The 21,109-nt window shown below is 51.7% G+C and carries 13 protein-coding genes and 1 pseudogene; 8 read left to right on the plus strand and 6 right to left on the minus strand.

Annotated elements, in window-relative coordinates; genetic code table 11:
• The first annotated feature begins 48 nt into the window (after positions 1–48).
• The 7 genes from RB297_RS00455 to RB297_RS00485 all read left to right on the plus strand — a co-directional run bounded on the left by RB297_RS00455 (position 49) and on the right by RB297_RS00485 (position 9,211).
• On the plus strand, positions 49–822 hold the full coding sequence (locus RB297_RS00455; RefSeq protein WP_375119433.1) for a CAP domain-containing protein: 774 nt from the start codon (positions 49–51) through the stop codon (positions 820–822).
• Positions 823–966: 144 nt separating this feature from the next.
• Complete coding sequence (locus tag RB297_RS00460) at positions 967–1,818, plus strand: GDSL-type esterase/lipase family protein (RefSeq protein ID WP_375119434.1); 852 nt, start codon at positions 967–969, stop codon at positions 1,816–1,818.
• Positions 1,819–1,853: 35 nt separating this feature from the next.
• Complete coding sequence (locus RB297_RS00465; protein ID WP_375119435.1) at positions 1,854–2,822, plus strand: ABC transporter ATP-binding protein; 969 nt, start codon at positions 1,854–1,856, stop codon at positions 2,820–2,822.
• The gene (locus RB297_RS00470) at positions 2,815–3,804 is read left to right on the plus strand and encodes an ABC transporter permease (protein ID WP_375119436.1); all 990 of its coding nucleotides are present in this window, start codon (positions 2,815–2,817) and stop codon (positions 3,802–3,804) included. The genes RB297_RS00465 and RB297_RS00470 overlap by 8 nt, the downstream gene beginning before the upstream one ends.
• 114 nt (positions 3,805–3,918) lie before the next feature.
• Positions 3,919–5,898 (plus strand): DNA topoisomerase IV subunit B, encoded by a 1,980-nt coding sequence (parE, locus tag RB297_RS00475; protein ID WP_096773323.1) that lies wholly within the window; start codon positions 3,919–3,921, stop codon positions 5,896–5,898.
• Between the two features lie 11 nt (positions 5,899–5,909).
• Positions 5,910–8,369 (plus strand): DNA gyrase subunit A, encoded by a 2,460-nt coding sequence (gyrA, locus tag RB297_RS00480; RefSeq protein WP_036665571.1) that lies wholly within the window; start codon positions 5,910–5,912, stop codon positions 8,367–8,369.
• A gap of 410 nt (positions 8,370–8,779) precedes the next feature.
• Positions 8,780–9,211, plus strand: coding sequence for a MarR family transcriptional regulator (locus RB297_RS00485; protein ID WP_096773513.1), 432 nt, complete (start codon positions 8,780–8,782; stop codon positions 9,209–9,211).
• A 153-nt stretch (positions 9,212–9,364) separates the two neighbouring features.
• Here the strand turns inward: RB297_RS00485 and RB297_RS00490 are convergent, their stop codons facing one another.
• The 5 genes from RB297_RS00490 to RB297_RS00510 all read right to left on the minus strand — a co-directional run bounded on the left by RB297_RS00490 (position 9,365) and on the right by RB297_RS00510 (position 15,415).
• Complete coding sequence (locus RB297_RS00490) at positions 9,365–10,726, minus strand: lytic polysaccharide monooxygenase (RefSeq protein ID WP_375119437.1); 1,362 nt, start codon at positions 10,724–10,726, stop codon at positions 9,365–9,367.
• A 409-nt stretch (positions 10,727–11,135) separates the two neighbouring features.
• A complete protein-coding gene (locus tag RB297_RS00495; protein ID WP_213577838.1) occupies positions 11,136–11,855 on the minus strand; it encodes an RluA family pseudouridine synthase in 720 nt (239 codons plus the stop codon).
• A gap of 4 nt (positions 11,856–11,859) precedes the next feature.
• Positions 11,860–12,723: a class I SAM-dependent methyltransferase gene (locus RB297_RS00500; protein ID WP_015734608.1), complete on the minus strand. Its 864-nt coding sequence runs from the start codon at positions 12,721–12,723 to the stop codon at positions 11,860–11,862.
• 123 nt (positions 12,724–12,846) lie between these two features.
• Positions 12,847–13,365, minus strand: coding sequence for a GNAT family N-acetyltransferase (locus tag RB297_RS00505; protein WP_096773514.1), 519 nt, complete (start codon positions 13,363–13,365; stop codon positions 12,847–12,849).
• 88 nt (positions 13,366–13,453) lie between these two features.
• Positions 13,454–15,415, minus strand: coding sequence for an endonuclease MutS2 (locus RB297_RS00510; RefSeq protein ID WP_375119438.1), 1,962 nt, complete (start codon positions 15,413–15,415; stop codon positions 13,454–13,456).
• Between the two features lie 554 nt (positions 15,416–15,969).
• Between RB297_RS00510 and pepF the strand changes: the two are divergent.
• Positions 15,970–17,768: pseudogene (gene pepF / locus RB297_RS00515) on the plus strand (oligoendopeptidase F).
• A gap of 113 nt (positions 17,769–17,881) precedes the next feature.
• Here pepF and RB297_RS00520 read toward each other — a convergent pair.
• A complete protein-coding gene (locus tag RB297_RS00520) occupies positions 17,882–20,896 on the minus strand; it encodes a PAS domain S-box protein (RefSeq protein WP_375119439.1) in 3,015 nt (1,004 codons plus the stop codon).
• Between the last annotated feature and the right edge of the window lie 213 nt (positions 20,897–21,109).

Genomic DNA, 21,109 nt, shown 5'->3' on the forward strand with positions numbered 1-21,109 from the left:
CGGCGGTCAAGCAAACTCTACAACTATGAGCATAGGAGATGAGTATTCATGAACAACCATTGGATAAAGAAAATCGCAGGCGGCAGTATCGCGGCTGTATTGGCTGTTGGCATCATGCTGCCGACAACGGCTTCGGCTGCACCTGCTGATAGCAATAATTATGTAAACTGGCAACAGAAGATCCAGAAATTCCTGGAGAGCCAAGGCTTGGAGTCGCAGTTTAAATGGGTGGTCGTCCAACAACCGCAAACGGAAAAGCCTCAGGCGGACAAGCCTGCAGAGACGCCTCAAACAAGCAAGCCTGAGACCAGCAAACCGGAAGCAAGCAAACCGGAAGCAAGCAAACCAGAAGCAAGCAAACCAGAAGCAAGCAAACCGGAAGCAAGCAAGCCTGTGAGCAAGCCATCTACGACTCCGTCCCAGCCTTCCGAATCTGCGGGCACGACGGAGCAATCGAATTTTGCTTCCGAAGTTGTCAACTTGGTGAACCAAGAGCGTTCGAAAGCTGGCCTGAAGCCGCTCACGGTACATGCCAAGCTGACAACGGTAGCACTGGACAAAGCGAAGGACATGAGCAATAACAATTATTTCAGCCACACTTCGCCGACGCACGGCTCTCCATTCGATATGATGAAGGCTTACGGCATTTCTTACGGCTATGCCGGCGAGAATATCGCTAAAGGGCAGCGCACGCCGCAGGAAGTCATGAACTCTTGGATGAACAGCCAAGGTCACCGTGAAAATATCCTGTCTCCTAATTTCACCATGATCGGTGTGGGATATTACAACGGATACTGGGTTCAGGAATTCATCAGCCAATAAGCACGGATGTTGTTTTACATGATAGGCTGCCCCGGGCGCGCAGAAAACTGCGTCCGGGGCAGTCTTCTTTGCGTGTTTTGATTTGCAAATTTTTTATAGAAGTCTTAAGGTAATGTACATGAGGATTTTTGTAGGGGGAATGTCATGAAGTCATCTGCATGGATATGGCGTATCACGGCCTCCGTGTCGATTATCGTAACGATTGTGCTTATATTCGGTTTCGTGTATGCGTTTAAGGATATTAATGATCCTCAAGGGCAGCCCTTGCTCACCGGCGGCGAATCTGCCGAGCCAGGCCAAGAGACTGCGCCGCCGAAGCCGGAACGGGCTCCGTCGGAAGCGGTGCTGCCAAATGATCTGAAAGTGACGGCGATCGGAGACTCGCTTGCCAAGGGAACGGGGGACAGTACCGGGGGCGGTTTTGTCCGCCGAAGCGTCGAACAATTGAACGGCGATGGACGAACGGCCAGCCTGCTGGCCAATCTGGCGATAAACGGAATGACCACCGAGGGACTTCTCCCTAAGCTGGACGACAAGGGAATACAGTATGCCTTGAAGGAAGCCAACGTCATTATGCTGTCTATCGGGGGCAATGATATCTTTCAAGGAAGCGGGCTGATGGAGGGGGCGGCGGATGTCGGCGAGCTGGAGCTCGATCCAGCCATGCTGATGGGCGCATTGCCGCAGGCCTCCGAACGCTTGCAGACAATTCTTGAGAAGATTCGGGATATTAATCCGAATGCCCGCATTGTTTATATCGGCTTGTATCATCCCTTTTCCGATTTGGAAGAATTGCTGATACCCGGCAATGTCGTGGTCTCAGCATGGAATCATGCGGTCATGGAGCTCGTAAACCGGGATCCCAATATGACGCTTGTCCCTACATTCGATCTGTTTCAGCATAAGCTCGGCGAGTATCTGTCCACGGACCATTTCCATCCGAACGGGGCAGGATATCAGGCCATCGCGGATCGAATTGTAGAAGGTATGCTGTAGCATGAAGAGGATGTCAGGTGGGGAGATGGAAATCGATGAATGAACAAGCGCAGGAAATCGTACTATCCGTCCAGCATGTAAAAAAGAAAATCGGTCGAAAATGGATTATACATGATGTGTCGTTCGATGTGCGCGCGGGCGAAATATTCGGGTTCCTGGGGCCGAACGGAGCAGGAAAAACAACCACGATCCGAATGCTTGTGGATTTGATCAAGCCGTCATCCGGCAGGATCGAGGTCTGCGGTTACGATGTGAACCGCCAGCAGGAGCAGGCGCTGCGCTATATTGGTTCCATCGTGGAGAATCCGGAGATGTATTCGTATTTGACCGGCTGGGAAAATCTCGAGCATTTTGCGAGAATGCAGCCCGGTATTGACGATCAGCGGATACAGGAAGTTGTGGATACGGTCAGGCTTGATCGAAGAATCCATGACAAGGTCAGCACTTATTCACTTGGCATGCGGCAGCGTTTGGGGATCGCCCAGGCCTTGCTCGGCAGGCCGAAGCTGCTCATTCTGGACGAGCCGACGAACGGTCTTGACCCGAAGGGAATCAAAGAAATGCGGCAGTTCATCCATCAGTTGGCCGAGGATGGCTTGGCTGTATTTGTTTCCAGCCATCTGCTGAGCGAAATTCAGCTGTTATGCGATCGGGTAGCCATCATCAGCAGCGGAAGGGTGCTTGCGGTAGGCGAGGTCGATGAATTGATTGCCGGCAGCAGCGATCATGTCATCTGGGATCTGAATCCCGCCGTGCAGGGCAAACGAATTCTGCAGAAGCTGGATTATTGCGAGATCGTGGACCGCCCGGAGGATGTGCTTGACGATAATGTACTGGCAGGCATGTCACCGGATGCCGTTGTGACCCGAATGCATGCTGCACATGCATCAAGGGCTGTGGAAAGGCTGGTTGGCGCCGGCGTGCAGGTCCGGGAGGTTCATCGGATCAATCCTACGCTGGAGCAGCTGTTCCTGCAGATGACGGAGGGTGAGAGCATTGAGTAACCTGTTGCCCCTGATCAAGAACGAATGCATCAAAATTATCAAGCGTAAGCGGTTTTATGTGGTTCTTCTGGTTCTCCTCGTCCTAGTGCCCATGTTTACATACGCCCAGATGAAGTCCGCGGAACGGAGCCGGGAGAAGTTTAACAGCGACTGGCGGCTTGAGCTTCAGCAGCGGATCACGGATAATGAGAATTCGCTTAGCAGTGACCGGGTGCCGGATGAATGGAAACGATATCGGCAAATCTTTATTCAGCAGATGCAGTATTATTTGCAGCATGATGTGAATCCTAATCAACCAAACGGGGTAACGTTCACGCGGGAATTTCTGAACAATGCGATATCCTTGTTTATCCCGCTGCTCATCATGGCCATTGCTTCGGATATCGTTTCCGGAGAGCGGACGACCGGCACCATTAAGATGCTCCTGACAAGGCCGGTAAAGCGCTGGAAAGTGCTGCTGAGCAAACTGGCAGCCTTGATTATGTTCACGTCGCTCATTGTCGTTTCCACCTTTGTCATCGCTTACCTGATCTCGGGTCTCGCTTTCGGCTACAAAGGGTTTGACATCCCGGTATTCACGGGTTTCCAAATTGTCGGGTCAGACGTGGATATGTCCGGCGTTCATGCGGTGCCCCAATGGAAGTATTTGCTGATGCAGGGCGGTTTGGTCTGGTTTGTCGGCGTATGCGTCGGCATGCTGGCTTTTATGGTATCCGTCCTGGTTCGAAGCACGGCGGCCAGCATCGTCATTATGATGGCGGCATTGATCGCCGGAAATATTCTGACGAATATGGCGTCGGCATGGAGCAGCGCGAAATATTTGTTCATGGTAAACCTGAATTTGACCAGTTATTTAGCGGGCAATTTGCCGCCGATCGAGGGCATGACCTTGAATTTTTCCCTTGCCGTATTAGCCATCTGGGCGATTTGTGCGGTTATTGTTGCATTCAGTGTCTTTACGAGAAGGGATATCTTGAATTAAAATGGACAAAGCATGAAACATTTGTTTGCATTTTTTAGAGAACCGCGTTCTTCTAAAATATTGGAATGTAGAAATAGAAAACACGAGATACGTGAAATTGAAGGAGGAGCATGAATGGTCGAACAGATCGATATGTTTGCAGAGTCATCAAAGAACGGCGGTACTAACCGTTCAGGATACGATGCTGACGACATTCAAGTGCTCGAAGGCCTTGTTGCGGTACGCAAACGGCCAGGCATGTACATAGGGAGCACAAGCTCGTCGGGTCTGCATCATCTGGTGTGGGAAATTGTGGACAACGCCGTAGACGAGCATTTGGCCAAGTACTGCTCGAGAATTGAAATTACTTTGCATAAAGACGGATCCGCGACGGTATACGATAACGGGCGCGGCATTCCGACCGGGATGCACAAGACAGGCATTCCCACGCCGCAGGTGGTCTTCACGATTTTGCATGCCGGCGGCAAATTCGGCGGTTCCGGATACAAGAAGTCCGGCGGCCTTCACGGCGTTGGCGCATCCGTAACCAATGCGCTGTCCGAGTGGCTGGAAGTGGAGATATACCGCGAAGGTAAAATTCACCGCCAACGCTTCGAGTACTGGCAGGACAAAAAAGGAAAAGAGCATGTCGGAGAACCGGTAACCGGTCTTGAGGTGCTGGGCAATACGAACAAAACAGGGACGAAAATCACGTTTAAACCGGACGCGCGCGTGTTTACCGCGGGAACGCATCTGAACTACGACACGCTTGCAGAGCGCTTACAGGAGATCGCCTTCCTGAATTCAGGACTCCGGATCGTCTTGAAAGACGAGCGGAGCGGGAATGGGGAAGAATTTTTTTATGAAGGCGGCGCAAGCCAGTTCGTGCAGTTCTTGAATGAAGGCAAGGACGTGCTGCACGATGTGATCCATTTTTATGCCGAGAAGGATGACATCGAAGTCGAAATCGCCCTTCAATATAATGCAGGATACACCGAAACGCTGGCCTCGTTCGTTAACTCGATCCCGACGCGCGGAGGCGGTACGCATGAGACGGGCTTCAAGACGGCGTATACCCGCGTCATGAACGATTATGCACGAAAGAACAATCTTCTGAAGGAAAAGGACAAGAATCTGGAGGGGAATGACCTCCGGGAAGGCATGATGACCGTAATCAGCGTCAAGATGGCTGAGGTCGAATTCGTGGGTCAGACGAAGGACCAGCTGGGAAGCGCCTCTGCGCGGAGCGCGGTGGACAGCATTGTTACCGAGAAGATGCAAATTTTCCTAGAGGAAAATCCGCAGGTCGCCCAAACGCTGCTGAAGAAGGCCATTCAGGCCTCCAAAGCGCGCGAAGCGGCCCGGAAGGCAAGGGATGAGATGCGCAGCGGCAAGAAGCGCAGCGAGAGTTCCAATCTTGGGGGCAAGCTGACACCGGCCCAGTCCAAGGATTTTTCGCGAACCGAATTGTTCATTGTCGAAGGGGACTCCGCTGGCGGCTCGGCGAAACAGGGGCGGGATTCGAAGATCCAGGCGATCCTGCCGCTTAAAGGGAAGCCGATGAACCCGGAAAAATCCAAGCTAGCCGACATCCTGAAGAATGACGAATACCGTGCGATCGTATCCGCGATCGGCGCGGGGATCGGCACGGAGTTTACCGCCGGGGACAGCAATTATTCGAAAATCATCATCATGACCGATGCGGATACGGATGGAGCCCACATTCAGGTGCTGCTGCTCACGTTCTTCTACAGATACATGAAGCCGTTGATTGATGAAGGCCGCGTCTATCTCGCGCAGCCTCCGTTGTATAAAATCGCCAGCAAATCCGGCAAGCTGGAAACCGTGCGGTATGCCTGGACGGATGAGCAGCTGGCTAATTATTTGAAGGAATTCAAAAATTTTGAACTGCAGCGCTACAAGGGACTGGGCGAGATGAACCCGGAGCAGTTATGGGAAACGACGATGAACCCGGAAACACGCACCTTGCTGCAGGTTCAAATCGAAGATGCCGCCAAAGCGGAGCGGCGCGTGTCTACGCTGATGGGAGATAAGGTAGATCCCCGCAAGCGGTGGATCGTTGAAAATGTCAACTTCGCGGAGTTTGAGGAATAGAAGGTGAATGAATGAGTTTATCGGAGCAATTTTTGCCGGCATTTCTGGAAGAGGTTGTAGGTGACCGATTTGGCCGGTATTCCAAGTATATAATTCAGGACCGGGCGATCCCGGACGTTCGTGACGGCCTGAAGCCCGTTCAGCGTCGGATTCTGTACGCCATGTACGATTCGGGTAACACACCGGATAAACCATACCGCAAATCGGCGAAAACCGTCGGGGATGTCATGGGTAACTACCATCCGCACGGGGACTCATCGATTTATGAAGGCATGGTTCGGATGGCCCAGCCATGGAAAATGGGACATGTGCTTGTGGACGGTCACGGAAACTGGGGTTCCCAGGACGATGATCCGGCAGCAGCAATGCGTTATACCGAGGCTAGGCTGTCGCCGATTGCCATGGAGCTGCTGCGCGATATCGAGAAGCGTACCGTGCTCTTCAAGGACAATTTTGATAACACGGCGAAGGAGCCGGTTGTGCTGCCTTCGCGGTACCCGAATCTGCTTGTGAACGGAGCTAGCGGCATTTCCGCGGGCTTCGCCACCGAAATCCCGCCTCACAATCTGCGTGAAGTGATCGATGCGTGCATCGCCGTCATGCAAAAGCCGGAGATCGAGCTGGACGAGATCATGACGTTCATAAAAGGCCCGGACTTCCCGACCGGCGGTATCATCATGGGCGGCGAAGGCATTTTGGATGCCTATCGGACAGGCAAAGGCCGGGTCTATCTGCGATCCAAGACGGACATCGAATCGCTCCGTGGTGGTAAACAGCAGATCGTCATCACGGAAATTCCTTATCAGGTTGTTAAGTCCAGACTGGTTACGGCGATGGAAAACATTCGTCTCGAGAAAAAAGTCGAAGGCATCGCCGAGGTACGGGACGAGAGCGGACGGGAAGGGCTTCGCATCGTCGTGGAGCTGAAGAAGGATGCCGACGCGAACGGGATTCTGGCTTATTTGTTCAAGAAAACCGACCTGCAGATTACGTACAATTTCAATATGGTTGCCATCGTGAACAAAACCCCTCAGCAGCTGGGGCTTAAAGCGATGCTGTCGGCCTATATCGACCATCAGCGTGAAGTCGTCACCCACCGGACGCAGTTCGAGCTGGAGAAAGCCGAGGATCGGGCACATGTATTGGAAGGCCTCGTCAAGGCGCTCAACATACTGGACGAAGTGATTGCGGCTATTAAGGCTTCCAAGAATCGCCAGGATGCCCAGAACAATCTGCAATGGATGTTCGGTTTCACGGAGAGACAAGCCGACTCGATTCTGACGCTGCAATTATACCGTCTTACCAACCTTGAAATTCATTCCCTGCAAAAAGAGCTGGACGAGCTGACGAAGAAAATCGAGGGCTTGCGTGCGATTCTCGACAGCGATAAGAAGCTGATTGGCGTCATTCGCAAAGAGTTGATCGAAATTCGGGAGAAGTACGGCATCGACCGGCGTTCGGTTATCCAGGAAGAAGTGGAAGAGATCAAGGTGAATCTTGAAGTGCTTGTCAACGCCGAGGATGTGCTCGTAACCTTGTCGAATGAAGGCTATATTAAGCGTACCAGCATGTTATCCTTCACCCGCAGCGGCGGTGAGCTGGAAAGCTCAGGCGTCAAGGAAGGGGATTACATCACGCGGTTGTTTGAAGTCAATACCCTGGAGAATCTGCTGATCTTCACGAGCCGCGGGCAATATTTCTTATTGCCGGTGCATCAGGTTCCGGAGTACAAGTGGAAAGATGCCGGTACGGCCATCGTTAACGTGATCCAGGTACCGAAAGAGGACCATATCGTATCGGTCATCCCGGTTTCGAACTTTGACGAAGCGGGCAAATCGCTTGTCTTCGTGAGCCGCAAAGGGCAAGTGAAGCGGACAGATCTCAAGGAGTACGTAACCAAACGGTCTGGCGCGGTTGCGGCAGCGAAGGTAGCTGCGGAAGACAGCATCATCCAGGTCGTTATGAGTGACAGCAATAAAGATATCGTGCTGATCTCGAAAGAAGGGATGAGCATCCGCTTCAATGAACAGGAAGTCAATGCCATGGGACGCGTTTCCGGCGGGGTTCGGGGAATCCAGCTTCGAGACGGGGACGAGGTCGTTGCGGCATTATGGGTGGAGAACGATGAAGGCGAGATTTTGACCATCACGGATCTTGGATACGGCAAACGAAGCTTGCTGTTGGATTATCCGGCCCAAAGCCGCGGCGGAAAAGGCATGGCCACGTTTGAGTTCAAGGAAGGCAAGCGGGTGAAGCCTAACGGCAGCGCCATCGTCGGCGCGTTCTATTGTCGCGAGCCGCTGCAGATTAACGCTTATAGCGAAGACGGGCAAGCTTTCCCGATTCACACGGAGAAGGTTCCGATTATGGAGCGTAAATCGATTGGTAAACTACTGGCCGATGTCGGCAAGAACGGGCAGATTGTCGATTTGGTCAGTCTCCCGCATGCAGAGTTAGGCAAAGAAGGTTAGGCAAGAGCGAGCCTTTCCTTTAATTCGGATATGGTTTGAATAGAGATGAATGGACGAAAGCACCTTCGATGAACGGTTGTCGGGGTGCTTTTGTTGTATTTAGCGTTGGATGACGCATATTTAAATTTATACTATTTGACATATGTCTGGCGCTGTCGAAGTAAGCTGAATGTTGAGAAACGCCGTCACACAAGGCATGACGGGTTTTGTCGCTTGATTGGAAATTATATTTTTTAACGAAAAAAGAAGGATATTGGCTGGCGTCCAGCGAAAAGTTAATCCTATAAACTATTATGAAAATCATGACGCTGGCTCAAACGGAAGTTCATTCATCGGAGTACAGTTCCGCAAACTCAGATGGTATTTCGATGTTTGATCATGACAGACATAACGGAAGGGACGGGATAAACATGCATACTGCCGAATTCGCCAAGGTGTGGTCCAAGCTGGCCAAGGATTATAAACTCCATATGGAAGCCGGATTGGCCCCGACATTGACGGAGTCGCAACTCATGGTGCTGGAAGTGCTCGCTGAGCAGAAGCGGATGAAACCTTCCGATTTCATTCCTTACCTGGCTACAAGTCCGGCTGCCGTAACGATGCTATTGGACCGGATGGAGAAGAACGAATTGATCAAACGGGAACGGGACGCAAATGACAGACGGATCGTCTGGGTGACGATATCCTATAAAGGACGCGAGGAATATACGCGCGGATTACAGGTTAGGGAGGAGTACCTTTCCCGGATCTTGAACCGCATATCCTCGCATAATCAACAGCTGCTTGTCTATCTATTGGGAAAGATCAGCACGGCTCCGCAGGAGGTTCTGATCGAGGCGTAGGCATTTTTGACCCAGCACCCTACATGGAATGCACAGAAGCCCCCGTGTCTGGCTGCCTGCGGCAGCTCCGACTTTGGGGGCGGTTTCATTGTTTTGCTAATATTGCTTTCTAGTCACGTGATCAAATATGAACCTTGGCAGATTTTGATGAAGTTAAGACTTAAGCAGCCATAAAGCCGGCACGTTAGCGGGTTCCCATCCAGGCAGGGACGTATGGGCTTGGCGGCACTCATAGGTTTTGCCTCCATACGTGACCAAAGCTCCCTGCTGGTATGAAGTGTTCGGAGCCCAGGCCGGAGTTTCCGGTACAGAGCCGTCCGCCGTGGTGACTTGCAGCTCATTGCTGGCTGGGGATACGTTGCCTGCCGCATCGCGTGCTTTTACGGTAAAGCTATAGGTCGTGTTTGGCGATAATCCGCCAACTGTATAGGATAGCGTGCTGCCGGACACCGTCGTAACCAGCGTGGTGCCCCGATATACCGCGTAGCCGCTTACTCCGACGTTATCCGTGGAAGCGTTCCAGGCTAATGATACGCTTGTGGACGTCGATCCCGCAGATCGTAAATTGGCAGGAGCCGTCGGAGCTTGGGTGTCCGGAACGGGATTTGATGTGCTGGCGGTTAGCGGGCTGCTCGCCTGTGATACGTTGCCTGCTCCGTCACGGGCTTTTACCGTAAAGGTATAGGAGGTGCCTGCTTGCAGGCCGGTAACGGTGTGGCTCAGGGTGGATCCGGATACCGTTGCCACTAGATTGGAGCCTCGATAGATTTCATAGCCTGTGACTCCTACGTTATCCGTAGAGGCGTTCCAGGCGAGCGAAATGCTGCTGCTTGTAACCCCTGTGGTTCTCAGATTCGCCGGCACGGTCGGTGCCTGCGTGTCCTGATTGCCGCTGCCGTTATTCAGGTTCACGTCGATCACGTTATAGAAGGCATTTCCCGTATCGGCGATTTCCCATACGGCGAGGATGAGATAGTAGCCGGTGCGGTCGGTAGGTACGTTACAAGTATGGGTTACGGTGTTCAGCGGTTGTTTGCCGCCGTCATTGAAGGAGCAGAACAATTCGAGATCTGCGCGTGCGAGGGGTTTGCTGGAATCCCAGCCTTTTTTCGTAATATAATATTTCCAATCGGATGTAGCATGGGCTGCGGTCAGCACCCACTTAAACGTGTTCGGCCCGCCGTTCATGTTTACCTTGCTCCAGCGGGTTGGCGTCTGTTCATACAGTTCGGTAAAGATTCCGGCACCGGTGATTTGGCCGTCCGCCGGTCCGCCGATCGGAAAGTTCCCTTTCCCTTCCAGGGAATGCGGTTCATAGATGATTCTGCCGCAGTTGACGTTCTCGCCGAGCTTGCACTTATAACCACGACTGGCCGGTGATTCGATATAACCATGAGCGGAAACGCTGCTTGCCGTAATGATCATAATGGTGAAAAACAACAGCGTGCTTCCTAAAAAAATCCACAGCGGTTTCAAATGCAAGCGGTGATTTGTTTGACACTGAGCCTGATCCATAACAAATACCTCCTTGAATATTGAATTTGAAATTCAGCGGACTCCTGCTGCTGATCAAACCTCCTTATGCTGCGGGTTTACTTGCTCTGCACTAAACAGGACCGAACCGGCTAGCGACTCCCTTCATGGATTATCCTTGATCATCCTCCTCCTCGGCAACCGTGATCTATATAAACCCCAAGATGAGGTTCATACCATGATTGTACAAATCAACTAAAAAATGTTAAACTATTCTGGTTACTATTCTTTTCCATTCTTTGTTAAAAGTAAAGGGATAATATATTATGATAGAGGGATAAAATATTACATTATATGTAATTAATTACATAGTCATAGCATTAGGCGTAGACATACAAAAAAACGAAATCCAATGATGGATTTCGTTTTTTTACACTCATTGATAGGTTCGTCATGTCGATCCCAGCTGGTCCATATTGAAGATACTCCAAGGATAAACGGAAGGCGGCAAGGAACGAATGGAGATGTCCTCTTTGGTAACAGGGTGAGGGAACCCGACCAACACGGACCATAAGGCAATCTGTTGGCCGGCCTTGTTCACCTTGCTTCCATACTTCTGATCGCCGAACAGCGGATGACCCGCATGGCTGAGCTGAACACGTATTTGGTGCGGTCTGCCCGTGTGCAGCTCGATCAGGACAAGACTTACGCCTTCCGCTGCTTGTAGCACAGTATAATCCAGAATGGCTTCCTTGGCTCCGTCCGTCCCTTTGGAGGTAACGTGGACGGTGTTGGTTTTCGCATCCTTGTACAGCATGTTCACGAGCCGGCCTGAAGTTTTCGCTGGAACACCGTGAACGACCGCTACATACTGCTTACGGAAGCTGCGGCTCCGGACGGCCTCCGATAATCGGGAGGCGGCTTTGGACGTCTTAGCGAATACCATCGCTCCGCCCACGGGACGGTCAAGGCGGTGCACCAATCCCAAAAAAACGTTCCCCGGCTTGTCATAACGCTCCTTGATGTCCTGTTTCAGTATGGTCAGCATGTCGGGATCACCGGTAGCGTCCTCCTGCGAGGGGATGTTGACCGGCTTGGTTACGCCCAACACATGATTATCCTCGAAAAGAATCGGCACGGCCGGATACGTTGCTGGTCCCCGTCTGCTCATCGAATCAGGACTCCCATCGGCCCAGGATGCCGCATGGCAGGTTCATGCCGGAGCGGGTAATCGGCAATCCGATTTCGCCTGCGCTGATCAATCCGCCGTACTTCGGTTTCATGGTCATGGTGAGCATGTTGTTCAGAACGGTCGGGGAGATGCCGGTCGTGTAGGAGTTAATCAGCATGAACAGCGGGTTATCCGATACGATGCTCATGCAGCTTTCGAGGAATGGATACAGGCTCTGTTCCAGCTTCCACGTTTCTCCGCTTGGTCCGCGCCCATAAGAGGGAGGATCCATAATGATCGCATCGTATTTGTTTCCCCGACGCTGTTCCCGCTGCACGAATTTAAACACGTCATCCGTAATATAACGTATAGGGCGGTCAGCCAGGCCGGACAATGCCGCGTTTTCCTTGGCCCATTGAACCATCCCCTTCGCAGCATCCACGTGGACGACCTGAGCACCGGCAGAGGCCGCAGCGACGGTAGCTCCGCCCGTATAGGCGAACAGGTTCAGCACGCTGATCGGACGACCGGCGGAAGCGATTTTGTCCATCATCCAGCGCCAGTTCGCAGCCTGCTCCGGGAACAAGCCGGTATGTTTAAAATTGGTCGGTCGGATATGAAATTTCAATTGGTCGTACGAGATGGTCCATCGATCCGGCAGCTGCTTTTTCATGTCCCATTGCCCGCCGCCGGACGAGCTGCGGTGATAATGTCCGTGTACATTGCGCCATTGTCCGTCTTCACGTTCAATCGGCCAAATGATCTGCGGATCCGGACGCCTTAGAATGACATCGCCCCAGCGCTCCAGCTTCTCACCGCCACCGGTGTCGATGACCTCGTAATCTTGCCAACCTTGAGCTACATACATGTTGAAAACCATCCTTCAAATAGTCATTTAGACTTTATTGTACAACATATTGAAAGCTGAATGCCACCAAGGATTGCTTGCCTCAACCCTACCACTCGGATGACATGGTCTATGAAGTTCGGCTTACCCCAAATTTTCGAATGCGGAATGAAAACGGAATTCGCCATGAAGGTCATGAAGTGCGCCTTGCTGAAGCTCGGCGACCATGAACGCCTCATCGGAAACGGCGAATTGGGATACATCGATTCCATGGTTTCGGGCCTGGACAAAACCGTAACGCGGATAATACGAAGGATGGCCGAACAGGAACACAAGCGGATAGCCATGCGAGAGACACCTCCGTTTCCCCTCTTCAATCAGTTGCCCGCCGATCCCCTGCCGTTGATACTTCGGAAGCACACACAGCGGCCCTAGCGCAGCTACCCGATGGGTATGATCGCCGTCAAGAAGGCTCCCCCGGCTAAACATAATATGCCCCTTGATGATCCCGTCCTCTTCGGCAACCATGGACAATTCCCTTTCAAAAGCTCCGTCTTCCCGCAATCGTTGTACCAGGATCGCTTCTTCCTGACCGGAAAAAGCCTGGATGAGCAGCTCGTTGACCTGCTCATAATCCTTCTTGGTTTCGGTTCGTATGTTCATCGTTATCTCTCCTTCAATATATGGTTCATGTTTCTTTATTTCGTTATTCGTGTTCGTGCATTCGGCCGACTTATCGATCCAGGCATCGTTACTCCGGCTTCGTTTCAATTTGCAATCCTTCAACATGCTTGCGCTTCATCAAATTGCGCTTCTTCCGGTTCTCTTTGCTTTCAAAGACGATATCCAGATCATAATCCTCCGGGTAGAGATCCTTAGCCGCAATATAGGGCTTCAACCGTTTATGGTTGATTTTCAAACGCTCCTGTTGAATCATGACACCGATATGACCTCTAGCGTCCATGGTTTCATAAACGGTGCCGCTTCGTTTCAAATATGGCACATAGACCCGATCTCCTAGCTGATAAAGGGAAGAGGCGGGGGCTTCGTCTTCTTTATTCTTGTCGTCTACGGGTTGATCCGGACCCTCGATAGGGAAGGAATCGTATTCACCCGGGGTTGGTTCTCCGGCCCGTTCTTCGGTGTCCGAGCTATCCTCGTGACTGTAGGCCGCAATATCTCTTGTCGTCCCCGCCTCCGTGATTTCCCGCGATCTGGCTATGATCGCTTCCGGAATCCCCAGCTTAGCAGCGATGACAAAAGCATAACTGTGACCGGCTTCACCAATCCGCAGGCGGTAGAGCGGCTCGAGGGTGTCGGCATCAAATTCCATGCGGGCATTCTCAAAGCCTGCCGTGCGATCGGCAAAATTTTTGATTTCGGTGAAATGGGTAGTGACCACGACCGTTGCTTGACGTTGAAACAGCTCTTCCAGAATGGCGATGGACAACCCTACGCCTTCACCCGGGTCCGTTCCGGAAGCCATTTCATCGAGCAATACCAGCGTGGACCTGCCGGCCGTCTGCAAAATGTCGCGGATGTTGCGGATATGGGCCGAGAATGTGCTCAGGGCATGCTCCAAACTCTGCCCGTCCCCGATGTCGACGGACACCTCGTCAAAGACGGCGCAATGGCTGCCCTCCGCTACGGGAACCAGCAAACCGGACTGAACCATAATGGTGATCAGCCCAACCGTCTTCAGCGCTGAAGTTTTGCCGCCGGTATTTGGACCCGTTATGATTAAGGTTTTATATCGTTTCCCGATGGTGAAGTCCAGCGGTACCATGGAGGAGCCGATTAAAGGGTGAACCGCGGATTTGAGATGGATGAATCCCTCCTGGTTCAGATCCACATTGCGCCCTCCGATGGAAATCGCGTATTTGCCCCTGGCTATGATGTAGTCGTAGATTCCGACGGTATCGGCGTTGGTTCTCAGTTCGTATTGATACTGCTCGACGAGTGCCGTCAAATCGCTCAGCACTTTGGTTTCTTCCCGGACCTCATCGGCTTGCAGGTGGTTCAGTTCCATCTGAAGCCCCTGCATATCGGCTGGTTCGATGAATACCGTCTGCCCGCTGGCCGATTCATCCAGAATCGAGCCACTCACGGCTTTTCGGTGTTCCTTCTTGATGGGCAGCACGTAACGTCCTCCGCGTTTGCTGACGACATGCTCTTGCATGATCCCTTTGTAACGGCTCATCAGGCTGTCGAGCTTACGCTTGATCCGTTCCTCGGTTACGATGATTTTCTTGCGGATTTTCGCCAGGTCTTTGCTGGCGCCATCCACAACGCGGCCGGCATGAATGCTGCGTTCGATTTCGGACAGGAGCGGGCGCAGTTCATGCATGGAAGAGGCGTAGGAACTGATCGTCGGAGCAATGCTGCTCTTGGCGGCCATATATTGAATGAGCTGACGGCAGCTTCTGAGATACTGGACCAAATGGCCGAAATCGCGCTCGGACAGGACATATCCGGTGCCGAGCAAATCCAGGATCAACTCAACGCCCTCCAGTGAGGGAATAGGCACGCTAGCCCCGCTTTGCAGCAGGGTTTTGGCTTCCTCCGTTTCATTGAGCTTATTACGGATGGCCTTCATCTGGGTGAGGGGGGCCATCTTCTGAATGTGCGCAATGCCCAGATAGGATACGGCAAAGCGTTCGAGTTCGGTGCGTATTTTCTCATACTCCAATTTGTTTAATGCCAATGGCTTCATGGGTTACATTCTCCTTTAGACTAAAATGGTGGAAGGTAATACAACGCAAAAAAGGCAGAAAGCGAACTACTCAGGTTCGCTTTCCGCCCAAAGACCGTTATTCCGATGGATATGGCGTGGGACAGCTCCAAATAACCCCGCTGAGTAAAGAGGGGAGACCCAAAAAATCCGTGCTGAACTCAGCACGGATGACCATATCATATCGAAATAAACCCTAAAGGGGCTTCAATTGATATCCGCAGTTCTTAACTAATTCAACGGACGAAATGAGAATCCATCAAAAAATAAACATATCCCAAAAAAGGAAATGCCCATAATTTTACATTTCGATCCATATGAAATTGGGTTAGTTAAGAACGACCACCGACATCAAAATCTCTCCTTTAGATAAGAGTATGGATTAACTATATCCATAAACACGGTCGGAAGTCAAGGCTTAAATGAGGAGGCGTTTCCCGTAAAAAACTGTGATAAGATGGAAGGGTGACGCTGCTGCTAATCCTTAAGCCGTGCAGCAGCCAGTGATCGCTTAAGACAGGAGAGGAGCTGTATCCATGGGGAAATTGCTGACACGAAGTGAGGTTCCAATCGAGGCTACCTGGAATCTGGATGATTTGTTTGTCTCGCAAGAAGAATTTGAAGCGGGTCTCAAAGCGCTTGAATCGCAAGCTGCTCAATTGACGCGGTTTAAGGGCAGGCTAGGCGATGGTGCATCTGTACTTCTCGAATGCCTAAATGAACAGGAAGCGTTGATGGAGAGCATCGGCGTGTCGGGGCATATGCCAGACTGCGTCAGTCGGAAGACGGAACCAACCCTTCCAACCTGGCGAATTCGGCCAAAACGGGCGATGTGTTGTCCCGCATCCAGTCCTCCTTAACTTTTATTGAATCGGAGCTGCTGGACCTCCAGGACGGAACCATCGAGCATTACATAACGAAGGAAGAAGGGCTGGTGCCTTATGCCCGAAGCTTGACGCTGCTGCTGGAGTCCAAGCCTCACCGCTTGAGTCCTGAGACGGAGAGCGTGCTTGCATCGCTGGGCGAGGTGCTCGGTTCTCCTTACCGCATCTATTTGCGCAGCAAGCTGTCGGATATGACCTTTGATGACATTCAAGTGAATGATGAAACCAAGCCGGTCTCGTTCCGTCTGTACGAGAATTCCTACGAAATGTCCGAGAATACGGAGCTTCGGCGCGAAGCCTATGCGTCTTTTACGAAGTCGCTGCAGGGGGCGTGTCACACTTTTGCCGAGGCGTACGCCACGGAAGTGAAGAAGCAGGTGGTGCTGTCCCGGCTTCGCGGGTATGACTCCGTTACGGATATGCTGCTCAAGCCCCAGCAAGTGACAATGGATATGTACACTCATATCCACGATACGATTCTGAAAGAGCTTGCTCCGCATATGCGCAGGCTGATGAAGCTGAAGAAACGCGAGCTTGGTCTGGATCAGATGCTGTTCTGCGATTTGAAAGCGCCGATGGATCCGGATTTCAATCCAAGCGTAACCTATGAAGAAGCTTGTGCCACCATCTCCAGCGCCTTGTCGATTCTTGGTCCCGAATACGGCGAGATCGTTGAATCCGCGTTCTCCAAGCGCTGGGTGGACTATGCCGATAATATCGGCAAATCTACAGGAGCGTTCTGTTCATCGGTTTACGGAGTGCATTCCTATATCCTGATGGCATGGGCGGACAATATGCGCAATGCCTTCACGTTAGCACACGAGGTAGGGCATGCGGGCCATTTGATGCTCGCTGCACGCTATCAGCGCATCACCAATACCCGTCCGTCCATGTATTTTATCGAAGCGCCGTCAACGATGAACGAGCTTCTCTTGGCGGATCACTTGCTGAGTCAATCCGAGGATAAGCGGATGCGGCGCTGGATCATTCTCCAACTGCTGAGCACCTATTATCACAATTACGTGACGCACCTTCTGGAAGCGGAAATGCAGAGAAGGGTATACCGCCATGCGATGGCCGATGAACCGATTACGGCAGACAAGCTGTCCGAGCTTAAGGGCGCAGTGCTTTCCGATTTTTGGGGAGACGCCGTGGAACTGGACGAAGGCGCGAAGCTTACCTGGATGCGGCAACCGCATTACTATATGGGACTATACCCTTACACCTATGCGGCAGGCTTGACCGCTTCAACAGCTGCGGCGCAGCTGATCCGCGAGGAGGGCCAACCGGCCGTGGACCGATGGCTTCAAGTGCTCAAGGCCGGCGGCAGCAAGAGCCCGCTGGAATTGATGGCTATGGCGGGCGTCGATATGTCCACGTCGGAGCCGATTTCCAAAGCGGTGGCTTATGTAGGCAAACTGGTAGACGAACTGGAATCCCTGTACCAATAGAACGAAACCGATCACTCGGTGCGAAAACGAGAAAAAAGGTGGTCCACAGCATAAGAAGCCGTGGATCACCTTTTTTTGACGCAGATCAATTGAGAACGAAAAGTGACCGAATGTTACGGGTTCGTGTGAACATCCTGCAGCGTATGGGTCGGAATCGTAAAATAGAAGGAAGAACCGACATTTTCACGGCTCTCGACGCCAATGACGCCGCCCATCAGCTCAACCAGCTTTTTACTGATCGCAAGCCCTAATCCGGTACCGCCGTATTTACGGTTCAAGGATGGATGCAGCTGCGAGAAGGAAGTGAACAGCTGATGCTGGAGCTCGGGCGCTATGCCGATTCCCGTATCCTTTACTTGAAAAGCAAGCGTGAACTCTTGGGTGCCCGTCCTGCGAAGTCCTTCCACGTTCAACGTTATGCTGCCTTCATGCGTGAACTTGATGGCATTGCTGATGAGATTCACAAGCACCTGCCGCAGCCGCAGGGCATCGCCGATAATCACGTCGGGGACATTGGCGCTGTTGATGTTGAACGATAAGGACAACCCTTTTTCCTTGGCTTTCGCCGAGAATAAATCAACGACGACTTCGAGCAAGGAGCGCAAATCAATCGGTTCATGATTAAGGGTCATATTGCCGGTCTCGATTTTACTGAAATCGAGGATCTCGTTCAGGATGTGCAGCAGCGAGCCGCTGCTCTCCATGAGAATATGGATGTAATTCTGTTGGTCTTCGTCTAGCTCTGTCGTGCTTAACAGCTCGATCATCCCGATAATGCCGTTCATCGGCGTCCGGAGCTCGTGGCTCATCATGGTGAGAAATTCCGTCTTTGCTTGATCCGCCCGTTCGGCGTTCTCCTTTGCGCGGATGATCTCTTTCTCGTCCGTAATATCGCGGAATACCATGACGGCGCCTTTGCGCTCTCCTTGATCCCAAATCGGATTAACCTGATAATCGGCTAAAAAGCTGGTACCGTCTCCTCGCCAGAGTACGATTTCGGCTCTGGACAGCGGTACGCCTTGTTTGACTGCCTGAACGAGAGGAGAATCTTCCCCGCGATAGAAAGTACCGTCATGGCGAATTTCCTTGATGATCTGGTCGCACGGTCTTCCAATGGTCGTTGCAGGCTCGTAATCAAGCATGGCTGCCCCGGCCGGATTGATGAAAGCGACTTGTCCGTGAATGTCCAGACCGATGATGCCCTCCGATACCGTATTCAGCAACAGGGTGAGCTCCCGGCTGAGCTTCTTGATCTCTTCCATCGTCCGAATGCGTTCGGTGATGTCCCGGGTAATGCCATAAACGCCGACGACTTCGTCATCCACGAAAATCGGAATGTTGATGGTATTGATTTCGATGGGGCGTCCATCCTTATGAATGATGGTCAGATCATAGCTTTGGGGTATGCCTTCCTTCGCTTGATTAAAATGAAACAGCGTGCGAGCCATGTCTTTTTCCGCTACAATCGGCCCGAAATACATTCCGATGAGCTCGTCTAACGTATATCCCGTCAGCTCCTGCAGATTCTGGTTGGCCGTTATATAATCACCGTCCAAATTCATGGAGTATACGGCGGATGGATTGTACTCGAACAGAGAGCGGTAGCGCTGCTCGCTTTCCTTCAGCTTAAATTCCATTAATTTTCGTTCGGAAATGTCGCGGGCAATCGAAATAATTTCATTCTTCTGATCACCCTGCGTGCTGATATATTTGCAATTGACCTCAAACCAGATGTGCCTGCCATCCTTATGTATATAGCGGAAGGTGATCGGTGTAAGCATTTTGCCTTCCAGGCAATTCTCTAAATAGTCCTGTAGCGGCGCAATATCCTCAGCGTATACGTAGTCAAAAGTACTGGTGCCGACCATCTCTTCGGGGCGATACCCGAGCAGGGAGTAGCAGGAAGGGGAGCAGTAAAGAAACGTAAAGCAGTCAATGGTGCTTCGCGATATGAAATCGAGCGAATTTTCGGTGATGAGCTTGTACTTATTCTCATTCTCCAGCGACTGCTGCTCGATCATCACCTGTTCGGTAATATCCTGTGCCATGCCGACCATCTCCATAGGTCTTCCTTCGTTCGTAACGGTGACATCCCACTGGGCTCTGATGGTTCGGATTTGTCCGTCTTTAAGCTGGATCCGGTATATGATTTCGTCTGCTTTACCCTGTACGGCCGTGCGCACAACCTGTTCCAGCCGTTCGCGATCCTCCGGAATGACCAGGGACATCAGCGCGTCATGATTCGGCTCGATGGCATTGATCTGATACCCGTAAATTCGCCTCATTTCATCGCTGTAGGTAAGCGTATGCGTGATCAAGTCCCAGCGCCAGGAACCGATCTTGGCAATCCGCTGCGCATGGGCCAGCGTATCCTCATCCGTTTTACGTTTGGTTATGTTTCGTCCTATGGCCAGTACCTTGTCAATTTCACCTTGAGCACCCCGAATGAGCTGAAACGACGTTTCAAACCATAAATAATGTCCTTCCTTATGGCGAATGCGTCGAACAAAACTATCTTTCTCCGAAAATAGTTTGCCTGGTTCCTTCATTTGCTCGGAATCGACTTGATGGTAGTATTTACCGCGGTGTTGGCCCAACATTTCCTCTTGGGTGTATCCCAGTATGTCAGTGGCAGAAGGTGAGATGTATTCGATGATGCCGTCGGCGCTGCTGATGGATATGAGGTCTTGTCCGCTTTTTGAAATCAGTGCCAGCAGCTCGTCATTCTTGATGATCGGCGGCAAAGCAGTCCCCTCCTGCACGGTCCCGGGTTCCAGGCAGCACATGATCCACGGTGTCCTGTCTTGTGAGGGGGGCTCCAGCAGGGAGATACTCACGGCGACATGCACTTGGCGCCCGTCCTGGCGAATAAAATAAGATTCTCTTGAGAGAGTGGACGTTGGGCCATATATCAATGATTGCAATATTTGTTGAAAAGATAGGTTGGATAGAACTTGGATTTCGGAAGGTTTGAGCTGTAGCAGGTCAGAACGCTTGGATTCCGTTATTTCGCAGAATCGGTCGTTCACCATCGCAACAGGCTCGTCAACCGCAGAAATCAGGATCGCCCCAAAAGGCAATTTGTCAAACATCTGTTCCCAGACCCAATTCTCCGCTGTTTGCATCATGTTAATAATTGCCTCCCTAAGCTAAGCTATACCATTTGATCATAGAGGATAGGATCGCTCTATCGCAATAGAAAATACCAAAGTTAAATACTGACTGAAAATCCGGGCGCGCGAAAGCCAACCGATAAGGGGAGCATTCTTATGGCTGGCCAAGTTCAAACTAACAGATGCTTCATTTTTGATTGCATGTTTGCCAAGGTTTTTTTAATAGCA

Origin of the sequence: Paenibacillus sp. CR_12, from assembly GCF_041953985.1 — a bacterium.
GTDB lineage: Bacteria > Bacillota > Bacilli > Paenibacillales > Paenibacillaceae > Paenibacillus_AQ > Paenibacillus_AQ lautus_A.